The organism is Marinobacter salsuginis (genome assembly GCF_009617755.1).
Taxonomy (GTDB): Bacteria; Pseudomonadota; Gammaproteobacteria; order Pseudomonadales; family Oleiphilaceae; genus Marinobacter; species Marinobacter salsuginis.
On the sequence record NZ_BGZH01000001.1, the window covers coordinates 1,821,609 to 1,845,117 of the forward strand.

25 protein-coding genes are annotated in these 23,509 nt (G+C 58.7%); 14 read left to right on the plus strand and 11 right to left on the minus strand.

Features of this window, described 5'->3' with window-relative positions:
* Positions 1-52 precede the first annotated feature (52 nt).
* Positions 53-1,231 carry a DesA family fatty acid desaturase gene (locus GJU83_RS08350; protein WP_069182262.1) on the minus strand — a complete coding sequence of 393 codons (1,179 nt, stop codon included), beginning with the start codon at positions 1,229-1,231 and terminating at the stop codon, positions 53-55.
* 140 nt (positions 1,232-1,371) lie between these two features.
* Between GJU83_RS08350 and mutM the strand changes: the two genes are divergently transcribed.
* The 8 genes from mutM (at position 1,372) to GJU83_RS08390 (ending at position 8,008) form a co-directional block, all read left to right on the plus strand.
* Positions 1,372-2,184 carry a bifunctional DNA-formamidopyrimidine glycosylase/DNA-(apurinic or apyrimidinic site) lyase gene (mutM, locus tag GJU83_RS08355; protein ID WP_153634079.1) on the plus strand — a complete coding sequence of 271 codons (813 nt, stop codon included), beginning with the start codon at positions 1,372-1,374 and terminating at the stop codon, positions 2,182-2,184.
* A 183-nt stretch (positions 2,185-2,367) separates the two neighbouring features.
* Positions 2,368-2,697, plus strand: coding sequence for a hypothetical protein (locus tag GJU83_RS08360; protein WP_153634080.1), 330 nt, complete (start codon positions 2,368-2,370; stop codon positions 2,695-2,697).
* Positions 2,698-2,792: 95 nt separating this feature from the next.
* Complete coding sequence (gene yrfG / locus GJU83_RS08365) at positions 2,793-3,482, plus strand: GMP/IMP nucleotidase (RefSeq protein WP_153634081.1); 690 nt, start codon at positions 2,793-2,795, stop codon at positions 3,480-3,482.
* Between the two features lie 41 nt (positions 3,483-3,523).
* The gene (gene hslR, locus GJU83_RS08370; RefSeq protein WP_069182266.1) at positions 3,524-3,931 is read left to right on the plus strand and encodes a ribosome-associated heat shock protein Hsp15; all 408 of its coding nucleotides are present in this window, start codon (positions 3,524-3,526) and stop codon (positions 3,929-3,931) included.
* Between the two features lie 68 nt (positions 3,932-3,999).
* On the plus strand, positions 4,000-4,854 hold the full coding sequence (hslO, locus tag GJU83_RS08375) for an Hsp33 family molecular chaperone HslO (protein WP_069182267.1): 855 nt from the start codon (positions 4,000-4,002) through the stop codon (positions 4,852-4,854).
* 172 nt (positions 4,855-5,026) lie between these two features.
* Positions 5,027-6,562: a phosphoenolpyruvate carboxykinase gene (locus tag GJU83_RS08380; protein WP_069182268.1), complete on the plus strand. Its 1,536-nt coding sequence runs from the start codon at positions 5,027-5,029 to the stop codon at positions 6,560-6,562.
* An 86-nt stretch (positions 6,563-6,648) separates the two neighbouring features.
* The gene (locus GJU83_RS08385) at positions 6,649-6,927 is read left to right on the plus strand and encodes a hypothetical protein (protein WP_153634082.1); all 279 of its coding nucleotides are present in this window, start codon (positions 6,649-6,651) and stop codon (positions 6,925-6,927) included.
* A gap of 46 nt (positions 6,928-6,973) precedes the next feature.
* Complete coding sequence (locus GJU83_RS08390; RefSeq protein WP_153634083.1) at positions 6,974-8,008, plus strand: DUF2157 domain-containing protein; 1,035 nt, start codon at positions 6,974-6,976, stop codon at positions 8,006-8,008.
* Between the two features lie 23 nt (positions 8,009-8,031).
* Here GJU83_RS08390 and GJU83_RS08395 read toward each other — a convergent pair whose 3' ends face one another.
* Positions 8,032-10,095: a TRAP transporter large permease subunit gene (locus tag GJU83_RS08395; protein WP_153634084.1), complete on the minus strand. Its 2,064-nt coding sequence runs from the start codon at positions 10,093-10,095 to the stop codon at positions 8,032-8,034.
* Between the two features lie 26 nt (positions 10,096-10,121).
* Entirely contained in the window at positions 10,122-11,186 is a 1,065-nt protein-coding gene (locus GJU83_RS08400; protein ID WP_153634085.1) for a hypothetical protein, read from the minus strand.
* A 295-nt stretch (positions 11,187-11,481) separates the two neighbouring features.
* Here GJU83_RS08400 and GJU83_RS08405 point away from each other — a divergent pair, with 295 nt between their 5' ends.
* Positions 11,482-11,754 carry an HU family DNA-binding protein gene (locus GJU83_RS08405; protein WP_064229608.1) on the plus strand — a complete coding sequence of 91 codons (273 nt, stop codon included), beginning with the start codon at positions 11,482-11,484 and terminating at the stop codon, positions 11,752-11,754.
* 42 nt (positions 11,755-11,796) lie between these two features.
* On the opposite strand, the gene GJU83_RS08410 is transcribed toward GJU83_RS08405, so the two are convergent.
* The 8 genes from GJU83_RS08410 to gshB form a co-directional block, all read right to left on the minus strand.
* Entirely contained in the window at positions 11,797-12,762 is a 966-nt protein-coding gene (locus tag GJU83_RS08410; RefSeq protein WP_370686081.1) for a putative solute-binding protein, read from the minus strand.
* A 285-nt stretch (positions 12,763-13,047) separates the two neighbouring features.
* Entirely contained in the window at positions 13,048-14,352 is a 1,305-nt protein-coding gene (locus GJU83_RS08415) for a dihydroorotase (RefSeq protein ID WP_153634087.1), read from the minus strand.
* Positions 14,349-15,362, minus strand: a complete 1,014-nt coding sequence (locus tag GJU83_RS08420; protein ID WP_069182274.1) for an aspartate carbamoyltransferase catalytic subunit — start codon at positions 15,360-15,362, stop codon at positions 14,349-14,351. The genes GJU83_RS08415 and GJU83_RS08420 overlap by 4 nt, the downstream gene beginning before the upstream one ends.
* A 27-nt stretch (positions 15,363-15,389) precedes the next feature.
* Positions 15,390-15,899 (minus strand): bifunctional pyr operon transcriptional regulator/uracil phosphoribosyltransferase PyrR, encoded by a 510-nt coding sequence (gene pyrR, locus GJU83_RS08425; RefSeq protein ID WP_136630896.1) that lies wholly within the window; start codon positions 15,897-15,899, stop codon positions 15,390-15,392.
* Between the two features lie 7 nt (positions 15,900-15,906).
* Complete coding sequence (ruvX, locus tag GJU83_RS08430; protein WP_153634088.1) at positions 15,907-16,329, minus strand: Holliday junction resolvase RuvX; 423 nt, start codon at positions 16,327-16,329, stop codon at positions 15,907-15,909.
* The gene (locus GJU83_RS08435; protein ID WP_174805020.1) at positions 16,322-16,888 is read right to left on the minus strand and encodes a YqgE/AlgH family protein; all 567 of its coding nucleotides are present in this window, start codon (positions 16,886-16,888) and stop codon (positions 16,322-16,324) included. Before GJU83_RS08435 ends, ruvX begins: the two co-directional genes overlap by 8 nt.
* Positions 16,885-17,751, minus strand: coding sequence for an energy transducer TonB (locus GJU83_RS08440; RefSeq protein WP_069182278.1), 867 nt, complete (start codon positions 17,749-17,751; stop codon positions 16,885-16,887). The genes GJU83_RS08435 and GJU83_RS08440 overlap by 4 nt, the downstream gene beginning before the upstream one ends.
* Positions 17,752-17,799: 48 nt before the next feature.
* A complete protein-coding gene (gene gshB, locus GJU83_RS08445) occupies positions 17,800-18,753 on the minus strand; it encodes a glutathione synthase (RefSeq protein ID WP_153634089.1) in 954 nt (317 codons plus the stop codon).
* 297 nt (positions 18,754-19,050) lie between these two features.
* On the opposite strand from gshB, the gene pilG reads away from it, so the two are divergent.
* From pilG to GJU83_RS08470, 5 genes are all read left to right on the plus strand, one after another.
* Positions 19,051-19,443 (plus strand): twitching motility response regulator PilG, encoded by a 393-nt coding sequence (gene pilG, locus GJU83_RS08450; RefSeq protein ID WP_008175635.1) that lies wholly within the window; start codon positions 19,051-19,053, stop codon positions 19,441-19,443.
* 32 nt (positions 19,444-19,475) lie between these two features.
* Positions 19,476-19,838, plus strand: a complete 363-nt coding sequence (gene pilH / locus GJU83_RS08455; protein WP_008939836.1) for a twitching motility response regulator PilH — start codon at positions 19,476-19,478, stop codon at positions 19,836-19,838.
* A gap of 20 nt (positions 19,839-19,858) precedes the next feature.
* Positions 19,859-20,404, plus strand: a complete 546-nt coding sequence (locus GJU83_RS08460) for a chemotaxis protein CheW (protein ID WP_069182279.1) — start codon at positions 19,859-19,861, stop codon at positions 20,402-20,404.
* A gap of 91 nt (positions 20,405-20,495) precedes the next feature.
* The gene (locus GJU83_RS08465) at positions 20,496-22,571 is read left to right on the plus strand and encodes a methyl-accepting chemotaxis protein (protein ID WP_167516391.1); all 2,076 of its coding nucleotides are present in this window, start codon (positions 20,496-20,498) and stop codon (positions 22,569-22,571) included.
* A 27-nt stretch (positions 22,572-22,598) separates the two neighbouring features.
* Positions 22,599-23,498: a CheR family methyltransferase gene (locus GJU83_RS08470; protein WP_069182281.1), complete on the plus strand. Its 900-nt coding sequence runs from the start codon at positions 22,599-22,601 to the stop codon at positions 23,496-23,498.
* The last annotated feature ends 11 nt before the right edge of the window (positions 23,499-23,509 follow it).

The following is a 23,509-nucleotide window of genomic DNA, read 5'->3' on the forward strand; positions in this document are numbered from 1 at the left end:
AAGGGCCAGGTGAACGCGCTCACCCAGCCCCTTGTTCAGCGACCTGACTGTCTCAGACAGCAGGGCGCAGCGAGTAGGCCCGAAGGTGCTCGGCGAACTCCTCAAGATACCGGATACCGCTGGCTTCCGCCTCCCGGCACCACTCCATCAACGCGTTGAGCTTGTCCTGGGGCTTGAGCCCACGCTGACGCCAGAGCGCCTGCAGTTCATGGCTCTTCTCGTAGATCTGGCGCAGCACCGCGTTGCGCTCCAGTACCGATTCAAGGGTTTCTTTTTCCTTGGGGTGGATCAGCGTAATCTCACGAGAAAGCAACTGCTTGAGCTTCCGATACCGCGGCCGAATCTCGTCGTCCATCAGAGACTTCTGCTGACGCAACACCGGCTCCATGACGCGCTTGCGGTACTGGCGCATGATGTCGAACCGGTTGTTGGCAATCGCCTGAACGGTTTCTACGTCAACCTCGAGTTTACCCGGCACATGATGAGCAATGGGACGATAGCCCTTGGGCTTGGCCATGCCGAACAACTGGAACAGACGGATGTAACCCCAGCCAATATCCACCTCGAACCAGCGACGGGACAGCTTGGAAGAGTTCGGGTAGGTGTGGTGGTTGTTGTGCAGCTCTTCGCCGCCAATCAGCAGGCCCAGCGGACTGATGTTGCGGGCGTTGTCGGCGCACTCGTAGTTCCGGTAACCCATCCAGTGACCAATTCCGTTCACAACGCCGGCCGCCCAAACCGGGATCCACATCATCTGTACTGCCCAGATCCAGATGCCGTGTACACCGAACAGCGCAAGGTTGATGACCGCCATCAAAGCGATGCCCAGCATTTTATGGCGGCTGTACACGTTCCGCTCCACCCAGTCTTCCGGGGTGCGCTGGCCGTAGCGTTCGAGCGTTTCCGGGGTCGCGGATTCGGCGTAGAGCTCGGCGCCCTGGAACAGAACCTTGCGAATACCCAACACCACCGGGCTATGGGGATCTTCTTCGGTTTCGCATTTGGCGTGGTGTTTGCGGTGGATAGCCGTCCACTCCTTGGTGTTCTGGGCGGTGGTCAACCACAGCCAGAACCGGAAGAAGTGCTTCAATACCGGGTGCAGGTCCAGCGAGTTATGCGCCGAATGGCGATGCAGATAGAGCGTTACACTGACAATCGTGACGTGTGTCATTCCGAGGGTGACCAGAATGAGCTGCATCACCGACAGGTCAAGAAGACCATTAAACCACATAGCTAATCCTCAAAATCATTATCTTTGGCCCATGGCCAACTCAGCCACTTTAGCTTACAGCTGTAAGCCACAACAACAGCATTTGGATGCAAAATTGTTACTGATTACACTTATGCGTTTTCCACCGGAGATTCCCGTCCGTGCCAGAATTGCCAGAAGTAGAAACCACCCGTCGCGGCATTGCACCCTATTGCGAGGGCGAGACCATCACCCGGGTTACCGTGCGCAATGGCAGCCTGCGTTGGCCTGTTCCTGCCGATCTGGCAGAACGCCTGGAAGGCCAGCGCATAGAGAATGTTGATCGGCGTGCCAAATATTTGTTCCTTAATATGATGCAGGGCACGGTCATTGTTCACCTCGGCATGTCCGGCAGTCTGCGCATCATCACCGACAACACACCACCGCTGACCCATGATCATATCGATCTGGCGTTACAATCCGGGGTAATCCTGCGATTCAATGATCCCCGAAGGTTTGGCTGCTGGCTCTGGGCCGACTCTGCCGAAGAGCACCCGCTGATAAGCCATCTCGGCCCCGAACCCCTGGCTCCCGAATTCAATGGTGCGCACCTGTTCCGCCTCTCCCGCGGCAAGAACACGCCAGTCAAGTCGTTCATCATGGATAATCAGGTCGTGGTTGGCGCAGGCAACATCTACGCCAATGAAGCCCTGTTCAAATCCGGCATCCATCCCCGCAGAAAAGCAGGAAGAATCAGCCTCGACCGCTATCACAGGCTGGCCGAAGCTATCCGGGAAACGCTCAGTGCCGCTATCCTGATGGGCGGAACCACCCTGCGGGATTTTGTGAACAGTGATGGCAAGCCAGGCTACTTTGCCCAGTCGCTGCTGGTATACGGTCGTGGCGGCCAGCCCTGCAAGGAATGCGGAACTCCGCTGAAAGAAATCCGGATGAACAACCGCTCAACGGTTTACTGCCCCCGCTGCCAGCGCTGAATGCTTACGAGATGGCACATTCAGCAACGAAAAATCGTTTGAAAATGCGCAAATATGATTCATAGTTAACAGAGGATTAACGCCCGATGTTTATAATGGGACGGTATTCACTTGATGCGATTCCGGCGCTGTCGTGTTGAAAGACAGTACCTATTAGGGGCAAAAAGCTCAGGAGACAGTACGATGACCCGCAAGATTTCCCGCACTCTGGTGGCCACTGTGGCGGCCTGCCTGATGGCATTCTCTTCAATCGGACATGCCCAGGCCGTGGATGAAACCCCTTCAGCACTGGCCATGACCGGCGATGCCATTTTTGTTCGCCCGGCCCTGCTGGCAACCACCATTGTGGGTAGTGCTGTGTACCTCGTATCCCTGCCCTTCTCCCTACTGGGCGGCAACGCCGATGAAGCGGGTGAGGTTCTGGTGATGGGCCCCGCGAAGGCGACCTTCGTGCGCTGTCTTGGCTGCACCCGTACTGGCAAGAAGTCCGAGACCGTTCAAACCAGCAACTGATCCTGTTTCAACGGGCGCGACTCCGTATTATCACGGCTTGCCCCGACAAGCGAACTCCGGCAGCCTGAAGTAAATTCTTCAGGCTGTTTTGCTTTATGGTTGACTGGTCCTCTCTCGACACCGTGTTCCTGGATATGGACGGAACGCTGCTGGATCTGCATTTCGATAACCACTTCTGGCTCGAGCACCTGCCGGCCAGGTACGCCCAGCACTATGACCTTCATCCCCAGGAAGCGAAAGACAGACTGATCCCGATGATCATGGCCGAGCGCGGCTCACTGAACTGGTATTGCACCGATTACTGGAGCGAGCGCCTGTCCCTGGACATTACCGGGCTGAAAGCAGAGGTGGGCGACCGGATCGGATACCGCCCTCACGTAACGGATTTTCTCGATGCCCTGAGTCAATCCGGGCTTCACTCGGTGATTGTCACCAACTGTCACCCCGACCCTCTGGCCCTGAAGCTGAAACGAACCGGCCTGGACACACGGGTGGATGCCATAGTCTCCAGCCATCAGCTAGGCAAGCCCAAGGAAGACCCATCATTCTGGCAGGATCTCCAGAAGGTAACGCCCTATGAGGCCGACAGCACCCTGATGGTCGACGACAGTTTCCCGGTATTGGAAAGTGCCCTGGCAGCCGGCATTGCCCAGTGCCTTGCGGTACTGGCGCCGGACAGTCAGCAGGAGGCCCGCCAACGGCACCCGGAAATCCCCTGCATCCATCACTTCGACGAAGTTCTCCCGGCCCTTCGCCAGCGGTCACCCCTGCCATCCGGCCGATGACAGGGTTATAATTGGCGTATAAGCCCATCAGGTGAGGAGACATGACGGCATCAACTGCTGACGAACAAAGGGTAAGACTGGATAAATGGCTCTGGGCTGCCCGCTTCTACAAAACCCGCTCCCTGGCCAAGGAAGCGATCGAAGGAGGCAAGGTCCACTACAACAGCCAGCGCTGCAAACCCGGCAAGCTGGTGGAAGCCGGCGCGAAACTCACGCTGCGTCTGGGTTGGCAGGAGAAGGTTGTTATTGTCGATGACATCAGCGACCGCCGCCGTGGCGCGCCCGAAGCCCAGAAGCTCTACCACGAGACGGAAGAGAGCGCCAAGAAACGCGAAGAAATGGCCTGGCAACGAAAAACTATGCAGGCAGCGCAACTCCCTCCGGCCAGACGCCCTTCAAAGAAAGACCGAAGGGATATCCAGCGCTTCCGCGAACAGAACGGCCTCTGAACACTTTTTAACACCCCCGCCCTCAGTCAACTTGCAACGACCGGCATTCAGCATTCAGGAGAGACAACATGGCATCCCGCGACCAGTTCCAGCGCTTTATTTTTGAACACAGCCAGGTGCGGGGAGCCTGGGTGCGGCTGGCCGACAGCTACCAGGAAATCGGCAGCCAGGCGCCCTATCCGGACACGGTCCGCGAGCTCCTCGGCGAAGCCCTGGTGGCGAGCATCCTAATGAGCAGCACCCTGAAATTTGAGGGCACGCTGTCCGTTCAGGCGCAGGGAGAAGGCCCGTTACGCACTCTGATGGCAGAATGCAGCCACGACCGGCACATCCGTGGTCTGGCCCGTTTTGACGAGCACGCCGTCAGCGAAGACAGTTTTCATAATCTGCTCGGTGAAGGCCGGATGGCCATTACCATTACGCCGAACCGGGGTAATCGCTACCAGGGCGTCGTGCCCCGGGATCAAGAGACACTTGGCGGCTGCCTGGAGGAATACTTCGAACGCTCGGAACAGATTCCCACCAGCCTGTTCCTTTTTGCCGATGAAAACGGCGCCGCTGGCCTGATGCTCCAGCGCCTGCCGGGCGCCTCCGAGGAAGACGAAGATCTCTGGGATCGGGTTAACCACCTGGCGCGGACCGTGGAAGCCGCCGAGTTGCTGGAACTGGATAGTGAAACCCTGCTCCATCGACTGTTTCACGAGGAAACCGTTCGATTGTTCGACGCCGAACCGGTCGCCTTCCGCTGCAGCTGCTCAAGGGAGCGCACCCTCGGCGCCCTGGAGGCCATTGGCCGCGAAGAATGCTACAGCATTCTGGAAGAACAGGGATCCATCGAGATGGACTGCCAGTTTTGCCACGCTCACTATCGCTTCGATAGAAATGATATTGATCATCTTTTCACCGGTCATACGCTACACTAGAAGCACGTTCGATTGGCCGGGAAACCGCTGATAGCAAGGGGTTCAGGGCAGTCGTTTTTTACCGGCGTCTCTGGCATAATAGCGCGCCTGAATTGACCCGATTGCTCAGATTTCCGTCAATTTTGGGGGGCGGCCTGAGCAATCACTAAGACATCCCGAGGGCGAGGTCGAAGTGAGCAGCACTTATAATGATCTGAGTACAGCACGACTGGTTGAGGTTGCACTGGCACGTGAAGAAGGCCAGCTGGCATCCAACGGTTCCCTGGTTGTAAAGACCGGTGACCGTACAGGCCGGTCTCCCATGGACCGCTATATTGTCGAGGAGCCCAGCACCTCGGACGATATCCACTGGGGTCCGATCAACCGTCCTTTCGACGCCGAAAAGTTCGACGCCCTCTGGGACCGTGTTGAAGCCTACATCGCCGAAAAAGACCAGTTCGTGTCTCACGTTCATGTCGGCTCCGACCCCGAGCACTACCTGCCGGTCAAAATGACCACCGAGACCGCGTGGCAGAACCTGTTCGGCCGCAACCTGTTTATCCGACCGGAAAGCTATAACCCGGCCGACAAGCAGGAGTGGCAGATCCTGAACGCCGCCAACTTCGAGTGCGTGCCCGAGCGCGACGGCACCAACAGCAATGGCTGCGTGATGATCAACTTTGCCAAGCGCAAGGTTCTGCTGGCCGGCATGCACTACGCCGGTGAAATGAAGAAGGCCATGTTCTCGGTGCAGAACTTCCTGCTGCCAGAGAAGGACGTGCTGCCCATGCACTGTTCCGCGAACGTGGGTGAAGACGGCGAGACCTGCCTGTTCTTCGGTCTTTCCGGCACCGGCAAGACCACTCTCTCTGCCGATCCGCACCGCTACCTGATCGGCGATGACGAGCACGGCTGGGGCCCGGGCACCGTGTTCAACGTCGAGGGCGGTTGCTACGCCAAGTGCATCGACCTGTCCCGCAAGAACGAGCCGATCATCTGGGATGCCATCCGTTTTGGCGCCATTGTCGAAAACGTGGTGATCGACCCGGAAACCCGCGAGCCAGATTACACCGATGTATCGCTGACCGAAAACTCCCGTTGCGCCTACCCGCTGGACCACGTTGAAAAGCGCGTGCTCGAGAACCGTGCCGGAGAGCCCTCTCACATCGTATTCCTGACCTGCGACATGACTGGCGTGCTGCCACCTGTGTCCATCCTCAGCCGCGAAGGTGCCGCTTATCACTTCCTGAGTGGCTACACCGCACTGGTTGGCTCCACCGAGATGGGGTCTTCCTCGAAGCTGAAGTCCACCTTCTCCACCTGCTTTGGTGCGCCCTTTTTCCCGCGCCCGGCCGGCGTTTACGCCGAGCTTCTGATGAAGCGCATGGACGAGTTTGGCAGCAAGGTCTTTTTGGTGAACACTGGCTGGACCGGTGGTCCTTACGGCGAAGGACAGCGTTTCAGCATTCCGACCACCCGCGCCATCATCGCCGCGATCCAGAACGGTGACCTGGACGATGTCGAAACCGAGCACCTGCCAACCCTGAACCTGGATGTGCCCAAGCATGTGCCAGGCGTGGATACCGAGCTGCTGAACCCGCGCAACACCTGGGTGAGCCCGGACTACTACGATGGCAAGGCCCAGGAACTGATCGCGCAGTTCGTCGAAAACTTCAAGAAGTTCGACGTGGCGGATTCCATCGTCGAGGCCGGCCCGAAGCTGAGCTAAGTCGATTCCTGAACGTAAAAAAGCGCCCTGCGAAAGCACGGCGCTTTTTTTGTATGATGGGGCAACACATTCAAGGAAACGGCTTCATGAAACAGCGTCTGCGCCAGCTCTTCTCGTTTATTCTCAAACCACTGGAATCCGGACAGGTTGGGCCCAGCTACAAGGAATCACACCGCACCGTGCTTAACGTGGTGGGCGCTCTGTTCCTCGTTCTGTCGACGGTGTCAGCAACCGCGCTGGTTTACACCGGTAAGCTGGGTGCCCTGATTCCGGTGCTTGTTTTCTTCGGGATTGGTGGTGTTTCGTTGATCGTTGGAACCCTGGGATCCGATGCCGCGGTTTCAAAAATGTGGGGCAATCGGTGATCTGAACTGCTTCCGACAAAAAGAATGTTTCGAGGGGGAAACTCTCATGGAGCTGAAGCGCAGTCTTCTCGATCAAGCCGCAAGCAAGCAGATCATCACGGACGAACAGGCTGAGCGGCTCTGGACGTTCTTATCGGAACAGCAGCAACAAACCCCTTCTTTCCGCTTCACCCACATCCTCTATTACTTCGGCGGCCTGATTGCAATCGGGGCCATGAGCCTGTTCATGACCCTCTCATGGGAAAGCCTTGGCGGATGGGGTCTGCTACTGATTGCCCTGGTCTACGCCGGTGCCGGCCTGTGGCTCACCGAGTTTTTTCTGAAGCGGCTGGACCAGAAGATTCCTGCAGGAATCACTGCAACGTTTGTCGTCGTCCTCACTCCCCTCGCCGTTTTCGGGTTTCAGGCCGGCATGGGCTGGTGGTCGGGCGGCCATGAATACCGGGACTACCACCGCTACATCGACTGGAGCTGGTTATTCATGGAACTGGCAACTCTGGCTTCAGGCGCAGTCATGCTCTGGCGCTACCGGTTGCCCTTTCTGGTCATGCCGGTGGCCGTCACGTTCTGGTACATGAGTATGGATCTGGCTCCCTTCCTGTTTGGCGCGGAGTACGTTTCCTGGGAACTCAGGAAATGGGTTTCGCTGTGGTTCGGTCTTCTGATAGTCCTGCTGGCTTTCTGGGTGGATATCCGAAACCAGAGCACCCGCGATTTTGCGTTCTGGTTATACATTTTTGGTGTCACGGCGTTCTGGAGCGGACTTTCCCTGATGGAGTCTGAGAGTGAATGGAGCAAGCTGTTCTACTGCCTGATAAATCTGGTGATGATCATGGCCGGCGCCATTCTGGGCCGGCGGGTATTCGTTGTGTTCGGCGGGCTGGGCGTCGCGGGTTACCTTGGCCATCTTGCTTATGAGGTCTTCGAGGACAGCCTTCTGTTCCCAATCGCGCTTACGTTGATCGGGCTCGCGATCGTGTGGCTGGGTATTCTTTGGCAGCGGCACGAGCAGCGGGTTTCAGAACGGTTACGAAGCCTATTGCCCGCACCGCTCAGGGAACTGATCGCGCGCCGCCATTAGTCTGAGGGATTTCACCAAAAACCTCAGACGTAAAACATCAGGGGCACAAAGGCCACCAGCAACAGCGAGATCCCCATGGCAATCAGCGGCATGATGATACGCTCGTGGCGCTGATAAAAGGTCCCCGTTTCCTGTTGCGCCGCCAGCACCTCTGCTTCTCCGACCACCTGGCGCGTAAGCAGGTGGTTCAGGGCGACCGGCGGACTCAGGTAGCCCAGCTCGAAGGCCACCAGGGTCACCATCCAGAAATGGATTGGATGAATGCCGCTGGAGTAGGCGATCGTGGCAACGGTAGCGGTCACCAGGATTACCGCACCGAAGGCGTCCATGATCATGCCGAGGATTACCAGTATCACAACCATCAGCAGCATCGCCGACCAGGCACTGTCAAACGACTGCGGGAAGGCCTCCATCAGGTGCGCCCGTTCAATCACCCCACCGATGCTGACCGACAGACCAAGCAACAGCAGTAACGCGCCAATTTCCGCCGTGGTGTCGTTGGTGGCGCCACGGAGGCTTCTCTCCAGTCCCTGGTGGTTGATCTCCCCTGAGGCTTTGCCTTTGCGGTTTTTCAGACTCACATGTTCGTAGACAAGGATGGCCAGCATGATCACGGGCAGCAGCCTGGGCGCCGAGAATTCATCCATGCTCACGTCCAGTGCCAGTCGGTAGAACAACACCACGGCAGCAATCACCAGGACATAGGGAATCAAAGGCCTGAGAGCCTGTATCATGGCCGGGAGGGCCTCGGCAGAGGGCGCCAGGTTGAACTGGCTCTGGCGATTCACACTCAGGGCCACAATCGCAAACATGGTGGCCGTCAGCACAAACACCCAGATCCCCCAGCCGAATAGTTCGTCGGTGGTGACTTCCCGGTTCAGGTAGGCGATGACCACCACCAGCAGACAGGGGCGCAACACCACGCCCAAAGAGCCGGACATAGCGGTGGCTGCCAGAGCCAGATGCCGTCGGGCACCGGCCGCGCGCAGCTCGCTGTAGATAACCGCGCCCGCCGCGATCACAAAGATGCCGGACGCACCGGTGTAGGCCGTGGGCACAGCGGCAACCAGAACCGCCACAACCGCCAGCATCTCCGGCGGCATGCGCCAGGGCCGGAAGACATTGAACACCAGGGTGGCAAGACGGGTCTGCTTCAGCATCATGCCCACCCAGACGTACAGGCCGACATTCAGGAACATGTCGGACAGTTCCATCATCTTGCCGAGATAGATACCAATCCCGGAGGCGTGTCCAATCAGAGCGAAATAGGTGCCAGAGATCAGGCACATCACGGTATACAGGGGAACAGCCAGGAAAGCCTTGTTCAGGCTGCCGCCCTCCTGAAGGTCATCGGGAACCCGGAACAGCCGGTACAGGCTGGCCAGGGTCAGGCAGGCGAAACCGATAATCCAGAAATTGTGCAGCAACAGCTCTTCCGATGAGACCGCCGTGTCCGAGCCAAGGCTGGATTGTCGGAAGATCGCACTCGAACCCAGCAACATGGCGTTGGCAATGGTTTGCAGGGTATGAGAGACGGTGTAATCCAGCCGTGTCTCCATGGCGCGCATGGCGATATGATGCCGGGTCAGGGTGGCTGTTACCGCACACAACATGACCAGGATGACCAGAATGAAGCGCTGGGACTCCAGACCGAAGGCAATCAGGTCGGCAATAAAGAGTTCAACGGCCCGATAGGCTTTCACTCCCGGTGTCAGTTGGTCCCTGAGGTTCTCAAAATTCCGGTGGGCTTCACGGCAATCCGCAACCGCCCGTTCGATGGCGATTCGGACATCGTCCGGATCTTTCTCCTCGGCCCCCAGCAACGCTGCCATGGGGTCGTCCACGGAATCATCGGCGGCCATTTCGGCCGCGACCGCTGCCTCAATATCACGGTTTGGGTCACAGGTCGGTTGAACCGGGTCCATCCGCAACTTGTAGTAGCCACTCCAGAGCTGCTCGCCTCCGCGCAACATCTGGTTATGGATATCACTGCTTGTGGAGAAGATGACCACCGCAAGCAACAGCAGACAGGCCGGTAGCGATGAAAACCACTCCAGCCCGCTCCGATGAAAACCGCCCTTCGACATAACTGATTACTCTGGGTAGGAAGTGATTACAGCAGATCGTCCAGGTCCATGGTTTCAACCTCTTCCTGCTGGTCATCCCAGAAGGTACCGAGCTGACCCATAGGCGTGCGATGCCCGGTATTCTCAACCCACAGACGATCAGACACCGCGACGATCATATCGGTGGCCATCGCATCCACGAATCGCCAGTCGTCGTTGGGCGGAGTATTCTCGACGGATTCTGCGTGTTCCCTGATTACCTCCCGAACCATCGCCTCGTCCCCCTTGTTCAGGGCTGCGATAGCATGGAAAACATGAGGCAGGCGAACGCCCGCAGCTTCACCCTGCTCGTCGGCAATGGCCAGCCGTTCAAAGGCATCCTCACCGTCTGGCTGGGCACCGGGAATCATGGCCCAGACCGTTGCCCTCAGAGCCATGGGCGCACCCCACCATTTCTCGTTATCAAGGCAGCTGGTAGCACGGGCAGCAATGGAACCCACGTTTGCCGGCACGCCGATGGAGGAGGTGGACTGAATCTGGGCGTTGAGAGCCTGAAGACCGGAAAGCAGGCCGGCCATGTAGATAAACTCATCCATGTCGTCATCGAAATCCGGGCATTCGCCATCTGCAGGATTTCCGTAATGGGCATTGTGGTGTTGCCAGGCCGTGTAATAGCGCCGAGCGGCGAGGGTATGGGCCCGCTTCTGACGGATCATGGCATCTTCCGCGGCATTCCCGTTCATGGCGTGCAGAGCCGCAAGGGCAGCAAGCTCATGTTCCCGGGCCTCTTCCTCGGCACAGCCGCCGGCAGAGAGGTAGAGCATCACCGCAAGCTGGTCCGGCTCATTGGTGACTCGGCCAAAGGACATCAACAATGGCGCGGTCGCCTCGCTCATGGCGCACCCCATGGCCAGGTCGTTACTCTCCATCAGGAAGGGTACCGTGTGACTCCGCGAGAAGCCCTGCATCACATCACCGGTGGTCTTGTACATCATGTGATTGACCATACTACAGCCGCTCAGAACGACGCTGGCCGTGAACGCTGCCACGAGATTGCGGACACGGCGCGCCGTCAAAAGCGCCTTTTGGGAGGGATTCCGGAAATGGGTCATACCTTCTTCACCTTTTGCGTTTTTGTTCTGATGCAGTTCTGCGCCGATCCCGCGGGCCAGACTCCGTCGGATGAACCGGTTTGTTACAGACTGTAACCAGGTGGGCATTATGGCCCAGGAGTCCCGGCTTTTATGCGACCGATGCCGCAAATGAGGCTAAATTAAACACACCGATGCCGCCCGGAGGTTTGCACAATGGGACGGAAGCCACTATAGATTGCAGCAACCGTGAATCGTTGTGATTCCGGCCAGGACAGAGACTGAAACAGCAGAAATACAATAAAAGGAGTATCCGATGCGCAAACCTGAACTCGCCGCGGCCATTGCCGACCGAACCGGCCTCACCCGGGACAAGGCCAGCGAAGTGATTACCGCGTTCACCGACCAGGTGTCGGCCGCTGCCTCCCGGGGCGAAGATGTCACCCTGATCGGCTTTGGAACCTTCAATATCCGCAGTCGTGAGGCGCGGGACGGACGCAACCCTCAAACCGGCGAGACCATTCGCATCCCTGCCAGTAAAACCGTGGGCTTCAAGGCCGGGAAGGCACTGAAAGACGAAATCCGCTAGTCAGCCGCAGGCCCGCTCATGCGGGCCTGATTCACTCCAGTGTCAGGTACCGGCGACGGAGGCACACTCGGAACGGGTGGCATCTACCCGGCACCGAATCGCCTTCATCAGCTTGATGGCCCGCTCATCGTAAACACCGTCTTCCAGTAACGACAGCCGCACCTTGCGCAGCATCTTGTCGTATTCGGCGGTATCTTCCCGCGGCAACTCCATCCACACGTCTTCAGGAATCTCCGCCTCTGCCTGGGCAATGATTTCATACGCCTCATCAATGCGCTTGATCGCCTGGTCCCGGACCATCTGGCCGGCGGAATCGGGGAACCGGTCGCGGTGGATGATCACCTGGAAGTTCATGTAGCCCAGGGCATATTTGACCACGGCCCCGTTGGGCTGGACGCCCTTGTATAACTCCAGCGGGGTATAGGCGACGGCCGGGGCGTAAGCCAGGTCAACGCTGCCGTTATTGAACTTACCGGCAAAGTTCGCGGAATTGGACCCCACCACGGAGGCGCCGACATGGCGAACCATCCGGACCGATGCCTGATCGTAGTCCAGGGTGGCAATCCGTTTGCCCTGAAGCTTTTCGACCGAATCGATACTGCGGTCCCGGGTGTGAAGGTAAATGGCGCCGCCAGGGAACACGCCTGCCACTTCGTAGGGGCCGTCAATCAGGAACGGCCGGGCCTTGGGCTGGCTCAGGGTGTTGTACAGCAGGCGCATTTCTTCTTCGCCAGGCACGGCGCCCATGGCTTCAAGGCTGCCGGTGAACTTGTTGAATTCACGGGCACGGGTGCCGGTAAGCAGAACAGCATCGCACTGCCCCGCCTTGAAGTCCTCGGCAGCCACCTTTTCATCGGTATAGGCGCGAAGATCCAGCTTGATGCCATTTTTAAGGGCAACCGGCTGAAAGGTCTTGGTGATGGCAAACAGGGGGCCATTGGCACCAACCGGGTCAAAAACGCAAAAACTGCGTTCCAGAGGCTCATTCTGTGCCTGCGCCTGGCCCATTGAGGGAAAGACCAGACTGGCACAGAGGGCAGCCGCCATGGCTACCCGCTGGGGGAAGTTTGCTGATTTCACGGGATGACTCCTGGTTATTATTGTCGGGCGCCGGTCTGGGTTTCTGGACCGGCCAGGCCACGCTTTCCTTGGTCGACCATAGGGCGACGGCTACAAGAATACGTTGGCACAGGTGCCTGCCATCAAGGGTTTTTCAGCAACAGGGGGAGATTCTGTGATGGTGTCGACAGAGGTTTCGCAACCTCTGCCGCACTTTCAGACAGTTCGCCGGGATCAGATCACCGGCTGGGGCCAGGCCTTTCGACCCTCACTCAGGGTGAGCCTGATCACACCTGGCAGTTCGCGGTCCGTCACCGGCGCGTGACGGCCTGCCGATACCAGAGTTTTCGCGCTGGGCGTCCAGAAGGCATCGGGATCGAACAGGCAAATATCGGCGACTTCGCCCTCCGCCAGACGCGCAGTCCGGCCAAGCACGGAGGCCGGACCGGCAGTCAGAGCCCGGATCAGGTCGGGCAACGCCAGCTCATTCATTTCCACCAGCTCCAGACCCAGCGACAGCACGCTCTCGATGCTGGACAGCCCCGGCTCGGTAGCAGCCATGGGCGCCTGCTTTGCAGCGGTATCATGAGGCTGATGCTGGCTGACGATAGCATCAATTACCCCTTCCCGGACACCGGCTATCAGCGCCTTGCGATCGCTCTCGCCACGCAGTGGCGGGCGGACGTGGAAGCGGCTGTCAAAACCGGCAAGCGCCTCCTCCGTGAACACCAACTGATGCATGGCCACATCGGCGGTGACCGCAATACCCCGGCGGCGGGCATCGGCCAGCATTTCAACACTGCGACCGCAGGAAAGCTGGCTGAGGTGCAAACGTACCCCGGTTTCCTCGGCCAGTAACAGCATCTCCATCACCGCAGCGGTTTCCGCCACTTCCGGAATACCAAGCAGGCCCAACCGCGAGGTCACCAGGCCATCATGGGCGTAGCCGTCGGCGGCCAGGACCTGGTTCTCGGGGCTGAACATCACCGTCAAACCAAACGTCTGGGCGTAGGCCATACACCGGCGCAATATGCGGGCATTGCGCACGCCCCGGGAACCATTACCCACGGCAACACAGCCGGCTGCGGCCAGGCCAGCCATATCACTGAGCAGATCGCCCTCTAGGCCCCGGGTGATAGCGCCAATGGGCAAAACCCGGATGGGCGAACGGCTGGCAGCACCATCACGGATCAGGTGGGTGACGGCACTGGAATCGTTTACCGGCGAGGTTTCCGGCGAGGCGCACACGGTGGTAAATCCGCCGTGGGCCGCGGCAAGGGTCTCCGAAGCGATGTTACCTTTCTGACCGTTGCCCGGCTCACGGACATTACAGCAAAGATCGACAAACCCCGGTGTGATTATGCCGTTGTCTGCGCTGATGGTCTCGTCGGCTGTCTCCCGGGCGGCGGCTTCGCCCATCGCAACAATACGGCCATCCCTTATCAACAGTGCGGTATTCTCCTGCTCTGCGCCCTGGCCATCGAACAGGCGGCCTCCGGTGATTTTCAGACTGCTTCCGGATGTATTGACACTGCTCATGCCTGGCCCCTCTCACTCAGTTTCTGCTGGCGCTCGGCGACCTGACCGCCCATGGCCATGGACATGACCGCCATCCGGATGGCAATGCCGTTAGTGACCTGGTTCAGAATCACCGATTGCGGCCCGTCGGCCACCGCCGACTCAATTTCAACTCCGCGGTTGATGGGCCCCGGATGCATGACGATGCATTCCGGATGCGCCAGCGCCAGTTTCTGCTGGTTCAGTCCGTACAGCCGGTAAAACTCCCGCTCGCTGGGCAGCAAAGCGCCTTCCATCCGCTCTTTCTGAAGCCGCAGCATGATCACCACATCCAGGTCCCTCATGCCCCGGTTCATATCGTATTCAACCGTGCAGCCAAGACTTTCCACGTCTTTGGGAAGCAGCGTCCCAGGCGCAATGACCCGTACCTCTTCGGCACCCAGCTCGTTGAGGGCCCTGATCTGGGAACGGGCCACCCGGGAGTGCAGGACGTCACCGACGATAGCGACTTTCAGGCCCTCGAACCGCCCCTTGTGCTGGCGGATCGTCAACATATCCAGCATGGCCTGGGTCGGGTGGGCGTGACGGCCATCACCGGCGTTGATAATGGCGACGCCGGGGGTCACGCTCTCGGCGATAAAATGCGGCGCACCACTCTGGGAGTGGCGGACCACGAACATGTCGCTGGCCATGGCTTCCAGATTGAGCAGCGTGTCAGACAGGGATTCGCCCTTGGAGGTGGCCGAGGTACTGATGTCCAGGTTAAGCACATCCGCAGACAGTCGCTTGGCCGCCAGCTCAAAGGTACTGCGGGTGCGGGTACTGGATTCAAAAAACAGGTTCACCACGGTCCGGCCCCGGAGCAGCGGCACTTTCTTGATGGTGCGCTCCCCCACCTCGATAAAGGAATCCGCCGTGTCGAGGATGTCGGTCAGCAAGGCGCGATCCAGGCCGTCGAGAGTCAGGAAGTGCCGCAACTGACCATCCCGGGTCAGCTGCAAGTGGTGCGGGGAAGAGTCGTTCGCGGTCATGGGTCGCCTGTTATCTGATTCGGAGGTTTATTGTCCGGCTTCCTGGAGCTCGATGCGGAGCGGGTCGGGGCCACGCAGTTTGACTCGCTGATGGGATTCCAGCGCCATCGTCTTGCCAGCCACGTCGGGCTGGATGGGCAGTTCCCTGGCGCCGAGGTCAATCAGGGTGGCCAATATGATACTGGCTGGGCGGCCATAATCGAAGATCTCATTCATCGCGGCGCGGATGGTCCGGCCGCTCATAATGACATCGTCAATCAGGATGATGTCCCGACCCTCGGTATCGAAGGGCAGGCTTGAGGGTTTGACCCGGGGATTCAGGCCAATGCGGCTGAAATCGTCGCGGTAGAAGGAAATGTCCAGTTCGCCGAACGGCTCATCGATACCCAGGCGCTTGCTGAGCACATCCGCCAGCCAGACGCCACCGGTACGGATACCGATCAGAACCGGCGATTCCACGCCCCTTTGCTCCAGCGTCTGACGCAGCCCTGACTCCATCTGGTCAAGCAACTGATCAATATCAAGCAATGCCGTCATTCGGTCCTCACTGTTGAAAAAAGGTTTCGAGGATCAGCACCGCGGCCCGGTCGTCGACTCCGTGACGTCCAAAATCACGACTGCCCCCGGCGGCCATCACTTCGCCCTTGGCTTCGAAGCTGGTGAGCCGCTCGTCCACCATCTCGACCGGCACGTGGTAACGCCCGTGCAGGCGCTTGCCGAACTTGCGCGCCCGGGCACACATATCGTTTTCGGTGTCGTCCATGTTCAGAGGCAGGCCAACCACCACCAGGTCCGGGCGCCACTCCTCAAGCAGGGATTCAATCTGTTGCCAGTCCGGAATACCGTCGCGAGCGGGAACCAGCGCCACTGGCTGGCCGGACCCAAGCAATTCCTGGCCGACGGCAACGCCAATCCGGCGGGTACCAAAATCAAACGCCATGATCCGGCGACTGTTTGTTTCAGGCATGGCCGACCGATTCACTGAGCTGGTTGAGATCTATGCCGATCAGTTTGAGTACGGCCTTGTAACGCTCTTCCCAGGGGGTACGGAACAGGATCTCTGTGGTGGCCGGGCAAGTGAGCCATGCGTTACTGCCCAGCTCCTCTTCCAGCTGCCCCTCGCTCCAGCCGGAGTAGCCCAGGGCCACCAGATATTCCTCGGGGCCCTCACTACGGCCAATCCCTGCCAGTATGTCGCGGGATGTGGTCAGCAGAACATCCTCGGTGACCTTTGCCGTATTCTGCCAACTGGTTCCGGGGGGATGCAGCACAAAGCCCCGCTCCGGCTGCACCGGACCACCGCTGAATACCGGCAGATCCAGTTCGCCCCCTGGCAGGTCCAGCTGCTCCAGGATTTCGCCCAGATGAATGTCCAGCGGGTGATTGATCATCAAGCCCAGTGCACCGTCGTCAGAATGCTCACAGATATAAATAACGCCGCCATGGAAACGCGGATCCGCGAGATAGGGTGATGCCACCAGAAAATGGTGCCGCAAGCTGTGGGGAGAGTGCTTTGATGCTGTCATCCGGATGTCAGCCCCCGACGCTGGAAGGACCAGGTACGTATGATTTCGAGTTCATCCACCTCTTTCCGCATTTCGTCCGGAAACGGTGCAAACGGCGCGGCCATCCTGACAATGCGTATTGCTGCATCATCCAGCACGGTGCTGCCGGAAGACTGAAGGATAGCCACCTCTTTAATGGTGCCGTCTTTCTTCAGCGACACCAGCAACCTCAGTGTGCCATAGATTCCGGCATTGCGCGCCTCGGTGGGGTAATTGATGTTGCCCACCCGGGTTACCTTGCTGACCCAGTTCTGGACATACCAGGCGTTGGTAGACTTGAGCGTGGAGGCAGCGGTAACACGCATCACCCTGGGTTTGCGGGCATAGGCCTGCTGCTGGGCATCGAAGCGGGCCTCCAGGCTGGCAATTTCAAGGCTACGCTCCATCAGGCTCTTTTTCTCCCGCACGGGCAGGGGCTCTTCTTCGGGCGTGGTGCGTTCCTCAGGCGCCTGAACCTTCTGACTGGACGCGCTCTCGGTCTGCACCACCTGTTTTTCCTGGCGCGGCTGCGGCTGGGTCTGGGACGGCGGCTCGGGCTGAACCTGAGCCACTTCAGGCTGACTGACCTCCGCCGGCTGGGGCGTGGTCATTTCCCGAACCTCTTCCTGGGTACCGCTGCCCTTCTGACTGGTCTGGGCCAGAAAATCCGCTTTCTCGGGAGCTTCTTCGTCGTCGAACTGGGACAGGGTGATCTCCATGGTCTGAGCCGAGGAACGGGGCGACTCAGGCGCAAAGGTGATACCCAACACCACAATGGCGTGCACTGCCAACGCCATGAAAAGGGTGAAGGAAAACCGGTCGAAGTCGCTTACCTGAACTGCCATTCCTGATACGGATCCTGTCGTTAAACCTGCCCGGTGACCACTACCGGATTAAGCCTGGCCCAGGCGTTTTGCGATTGCATCCATCAACAGACCACCAATATCGATCCCGAAGGCGGCATCGAGTTCCCGGATGCAGGTCGGGCTGGTGACATTGATTTCGGTAAGATAATCACCGATCACGTCCAGGCCGACAAATACGAGGCCCTTCTCTTTAATCACCGGCGCAACGCGCTCGCAGATCTCCCGATCCCGGGCGGTCAGTTCCCGACCTTCGCCGCGGCCGCCGGCGGCAAGATTGCCCCGATTCTCCCCTTGGGATGGGATTCTCGCAAGGGAATAGGGTACCGGCTCACCGTCGATCAACAGGATACGTTTGTCACCATCGCTGATTTCCGGAATGTACTTCTGGGCCATGGCCTGGTGAGTGCCATAGTTGGTGAGGGTTTCGATAATGACCCCGAGGTTGAAATCGTTTTCGCGGATCCTGAAGATCGAATGACCGCCCATGCCATCCACCGGCTTCATGATGACATCGCCGTGCTTGGCATAGAACTCGCGGAAACGGGTTGCCGAACGCGAGACCAACAGAGGTGGCGTCAGGTCCTCAAACTGCGTGGCAAACAGTTTCTCGTTGCAGTCGCGAAGCGTGGATGCCGGGTTGACCACCAGGGCACCCTGCTGCTCCGCCGCCTCCAATATATAGGTGGCCATCAGGAACTCACGGTCCACCGGCGGATCCTTGCGCATCAGGATGACATCCAGGTCCCCCAGCGCCCGGTCCTGGCTGGGCCCGAAGCTGTACCAGTTCTCGGGATCCATGTGGACGGTCAGGTCGCGGGTGTGCGCCATGGCCGTGCCGCCATCGAGATACATATCCGGCAGTTCCATGTATTCGATTTCCCAGCCACGTTTCTGGGCAGCCAGCAACATGGCCAGTGAGCTGTCTTTCTTGAAGTGGATATCTTCAATCGGATCCATCACGATCCCGAGTCTGACGGTCATGAGCGTTCCTGCAGTCCTGAGGGTTAAAAACACGAACCGGTCTGCAGAGCGGACCGGGCATTAAGTGCTATGCTGTGAAATCAGATGGTATTGTACCCGAGCTGCAAATGCATCCGGAGAAATCCTCAGTCAGTTACGTGACGTTGCGGGCAGAAGTACATTTGGTCACAAACTAATACTTTTTATCCGGCCATTGATAATCTATAAATGAGCGGGGTTTATAGAAGAACCTTAAGGTTTGTGTTAAAACCCCCGTTTTAAAATAACGACAGTCGCTGAGCGCAAGGCAGTTGGACAATGGATGACAACTTCGAGAATTTGAAGATCATGGTGATCGACGACAGTAAAACCATACGTCGCACCGCAGAAACCCTTCTGAAAAAGGTCGGCTGTGAGGTCATCACCGCGACTGACGGCTTTGACGCTCTTGCAAAGATTGCCGATTCCCAGCCGGACATCATTTTTGTCGATATCATGATGCCCCGCCTGGACGGCTACCAGACCTGCGCACTTATCAAGAACAATTCCTCCTTCAAAAAGACGCCGGTTATCATGCTCTCCAGCAAGGACGGGCTGTTCGACAAGGCCAAGGGCCGGATCGTCGGCTCGGACCAGTATCTGACCAAGCCGTTCAGTAAGGATGAGCTACTCAATACCATCCGCCAGTATGTTCCACAGGCGGAACAGTAAACCTGCTGACCCCAAGAACTTTCGAGGAAACCATGGCCCGCATTCTGATTGTTGACGATTCCCCTACCGAGGTTAAGAAAATTTCCACGATCCTGGAAAAACACCAGCACGAAGTGCTGACCGCCGATAACGGTGCCGACGGTGTTGCCAAGGCCCGTGCCGAAACCCCGGATCTGGTTCTGATGGATGTGGTTATGCCCGGCCTGAATGGCTTCCAGGCAACCCGCCAACTGACCCGCGCACCGGAAACCGCCTCCATCCCGGTGGTCATCGTAACCACCAAGGATCAGGAAACTGATCGCGTATGGGGCACCCGCCAGGGCGCCAAGGGTTACCTGGTCAAGCCGGTTAACGAAGACGACCTGATCAAAACAATCAACAGTCTGATTGCCTGATCCCCAACCGTGGAGTACGCATGTCCGCCCAGGCCGCCCCTTTTGCCGTTCTGACGGATATCGCCGAGCGCAGCCGGTCTCTGGCTGCCGGCCTGCCGGAGCAACAGGAAGCCGTTGAACTCTGGAACGGCATCGGTTTTGTTCTCGCAGGTGAACGCTACGTTGCCCCCATGGGCGAAGTCACTGAAATCCTACATGTCCCCAGGTTCACCCACATACCTGGGGTTCGCCCGTTTTTGCTTGGCGCCGCCAATGTTCGTGGCCGCCTCCTGCCTCTGGTTGATCTCGCCGGCTTTTTCGATATTCCCCGCTCTTCCCGCAGCCAGCGGGAGCGGCGAGTGCTGGTTGTTGAGCAGGGCGATATTTTCAGCGGGCTGGTAGTCGACAGTGTCCTGGGTATGCAGTACTTCGCAACTGACAGTTTCAAGGATTCGCCCGAGGGCGTACCTGAAAACGTTCAACCGTTTGTCTCAGGCGGATATGAACGCAACGAGGAAGTCTGGAAAGTGTTTTCGGCCGTCGACCTGCTCGAGGACGAACGATTTCTGGACGTCGCACAGTGGTAAGGGTGGTGACAATGGCAGGAACATCACCCTGACCGCCTGAAACCCGAAAAAACAAACTTGCCAATTTCTTGAAGAGGCCGGGAGCCAGAAAATGAAGAACAGAGCCGGAAGACTCAGTATGGGACAGGGAGGCAACAAGCTGGTTGCCGGCCTGATCGCCGCGCTGATCGCACTCACCATCCTGCTCGTTGTCGTGCTGTTCATTATCAATCAGGACAGCCAGAACGATCAGGAGTACATCGCCAACACCGCCGAGCTGAGGGTACTCTCTCAGGAGATCGCGAAGAACGCGACCGAGGCTGCCGGCGGTACCGCCGAGGCCTTCAACCAGCTGCGCCGCTCCCGTGACGAATTCCAGCAGCTCTGGACCAACGTAACCGAGGGTAATCCGGAAACCGGTCTGCCGCCGAGTGAACTGGCCCAGCAGAGTGGCGTTCAGGAAAACTGGAACACCGTGCGGGAAAACGCCGACAGCATCCTCTCCACCCAGGATGCGGTACTCGGCCTGCACGAGGTAGCCCGGACCCTGAACGAAACCATCCCGCAGCTGCAGGTTGAGTACGACGATATCGTACAGATCCTGCTCGACAATGACGCGCCTGCCGAACAGATCGCACTGGCCCAGCGTCAGTCGCTGCTGGCGGAGCGGATTGTTCGCTCGGTCAACAACGTACTCTCCGGTGACGAAGACGCGGTTATTGCCGCTGACCGTTTCGGTCGCGACGCAAGCCTGTTCGGTCGAGTGCTCGAGGGCCAGCTGAACGGCAACCCGGCGATGGGTATCTCTCAGGTTAATGACGAAGACGCCATCTACGGCCTCGAAGCGGTCGATGAACTGTTCCAGTTCGTTTCCCAGAACGTAGACGCGATCCTTGAGGCCTCTCCCGACCTCTTCAAGGTTCGTACTGCCGCCAGCGACATCTTCCAGAATTCAGAGATCCTCCTTTCCGAACTCTCGGTACTGGCTGAAAACTTCCGGACCCAGTCCGGCTCAGGACTGGTCAGCCCGACCCTGGCCTTCGCCATCCTGGCCGCCATGGTGGCGATCGTTGTCTTCATCGGTCTGGCCCTGTACCGCGAAGCCCAGGCCCGACTGGCTGCCACCCAGGAGCAGAACGAGCAGAACCAGAACGCGATCCTGCGACTGCTGGACGAACTGGCCGACCTCGCTGATGGTGACCTGACCACCGAGGCCACGGTTACCGAGGACTTCACCGGCGCCATCGCCGACTCCATCAACTACGCGATCGACCAAATGCGCGGATTGGTACAGGCCATTCGTGGTACTGCGGTACGGGTAGCGTCAGCGGCCCAGGAAACCCAGGCTACGGCCATGCACCTTGCCGATGCTTCCGAGCACCAGGCCCAGGAAATTGCCGGCGCCTCCGCCGCGGTTAACGAGATGGCTGTGTCCATCGACCAGGTATCCTCGAACGCTGCCGAATCCTCTGCGGTTGCGGAGCGGTCGGTTGCGATCGCGAAGAAAGGCGCGGAAGTGGTACAGAACACCATCCGCGGCATGGACAACATCCGTGAGCAGATCCAGGAAACGTCCAAGCGGATCAAGCGCCTGGGTGAGTCTTCCCAGGAAATCGGTGACATCGTATCCCTGATCAACGACATCGCCGACCAGACCAACATCCTGTCCCTGAACGCCGCGATCCAGGCCTCCATGGCCGGTGACGCGGGCCGGGGCTTCGCGGTGGTTGCGGACGAAGTTCAGCGACTGGCGGAACGTTCCTCCGCGGCTACCAAGCAGATTGAAGCGCTGGTTAAGACGATCCAGTCGGATACCAACGAAGCGGTTATCTCCATGGAACACACCACCGCCGAGGTGGTCCGTGGTGCCCGTCTGGCCCAGGACGCGGGTATCGCACTCGAGGAAATCGAGAACGTATCCATGTCTCTGGCGGAACTGATCCAGAACATCTCCAACGCCGCGCGTCAGCAGTCGTCGTCGGCCGCGCACATTTCCAACACCATGAACGTTATCCAGGAAATCACGTCCCAGACCTCCTCGGGTACCAATGCGACCGCGAAGTCCATCGGTAACCTGGCAGAAATGGCGTCCGAGCTGCGGTCTTCCGTTGCCGGCTTCACCCTGCCGGAAGAAGACGTGGCGGAACAGGAAGAAGAGGAAGACAGCGACGTTCCGGTGGTGGGCTGATTTCCGTTCCAGGGCTGTTGACGGTTTATGGCGCAAATGCATAACAACCTGTCACCTGCCGAGGGCATCTGGTCACTGCGCCGACTCCCGGATATGGACGAGGCGCAGTTCAGCCAGTGGCAAACCCTGCTGGAACACCGAACCGGCATAACCCTGTCCGCGGAACGCCGTTCGTTTCTGGAAACGAACCTTGGCATCCGAATGCGGGAGATCGGCTGCAGCAGCTATCAGGCCTATTACGAAAAAATCGTATCCGGGCCCGATGCAATCCGGGAATGGTCAACACTGGTCGATCGGCTCACGGTTCAGGAAACCCGGTTTTTCCGCGACCCCGACGCCTTCCGGCTGGTTTCCGACTACGTCCTGACCCGGCCTCGGGAGCAGCTGAAAAAGCGCCCCCTGGAGGCCTGGAGTGTCGGATGTAGCACCGGAGAGGAACCGTACACTCTGGCCATGGTGCTGAATGAATGCATGAGCCAGCTGGCGTTGCAGCCGCTGTTCGGTGTCACCGGCTCTGATATCAGCAAGCCGGTGATCGAGAAAGCCCGGAACGGTCAGTTCAATCCCCGCAAACTGCTGGGAATGGATGAAGACATGAAAGCCCGGTATTTCCGCCCGGCCGAGCGGAATACCGTAGAAATTGTGAACAGCATCCGTGACAGGGTGTGCTTTACCAGACTGAATGTTCTGGATCTTGATAAAGCGCCCATGCACGGGATGAACATCATCTTCTGCCAGAATCTGCTGATTTATTTCCGTCGCTGGCGCCGGCGGGAGATTGTCAAGCGACTTGCAGAGCGGCTGGCGCCCGGGGGGTTGCTGGTTCTGGGCCAGGGAGAGCTGACCGATTGGCAGCCTCCCGGGTTACAGAGAGTCCCCTCGGAACATGTGCTGGCGTGGATCAAACGCCAGACTGACGAAGAATAACCGGAGTGGTT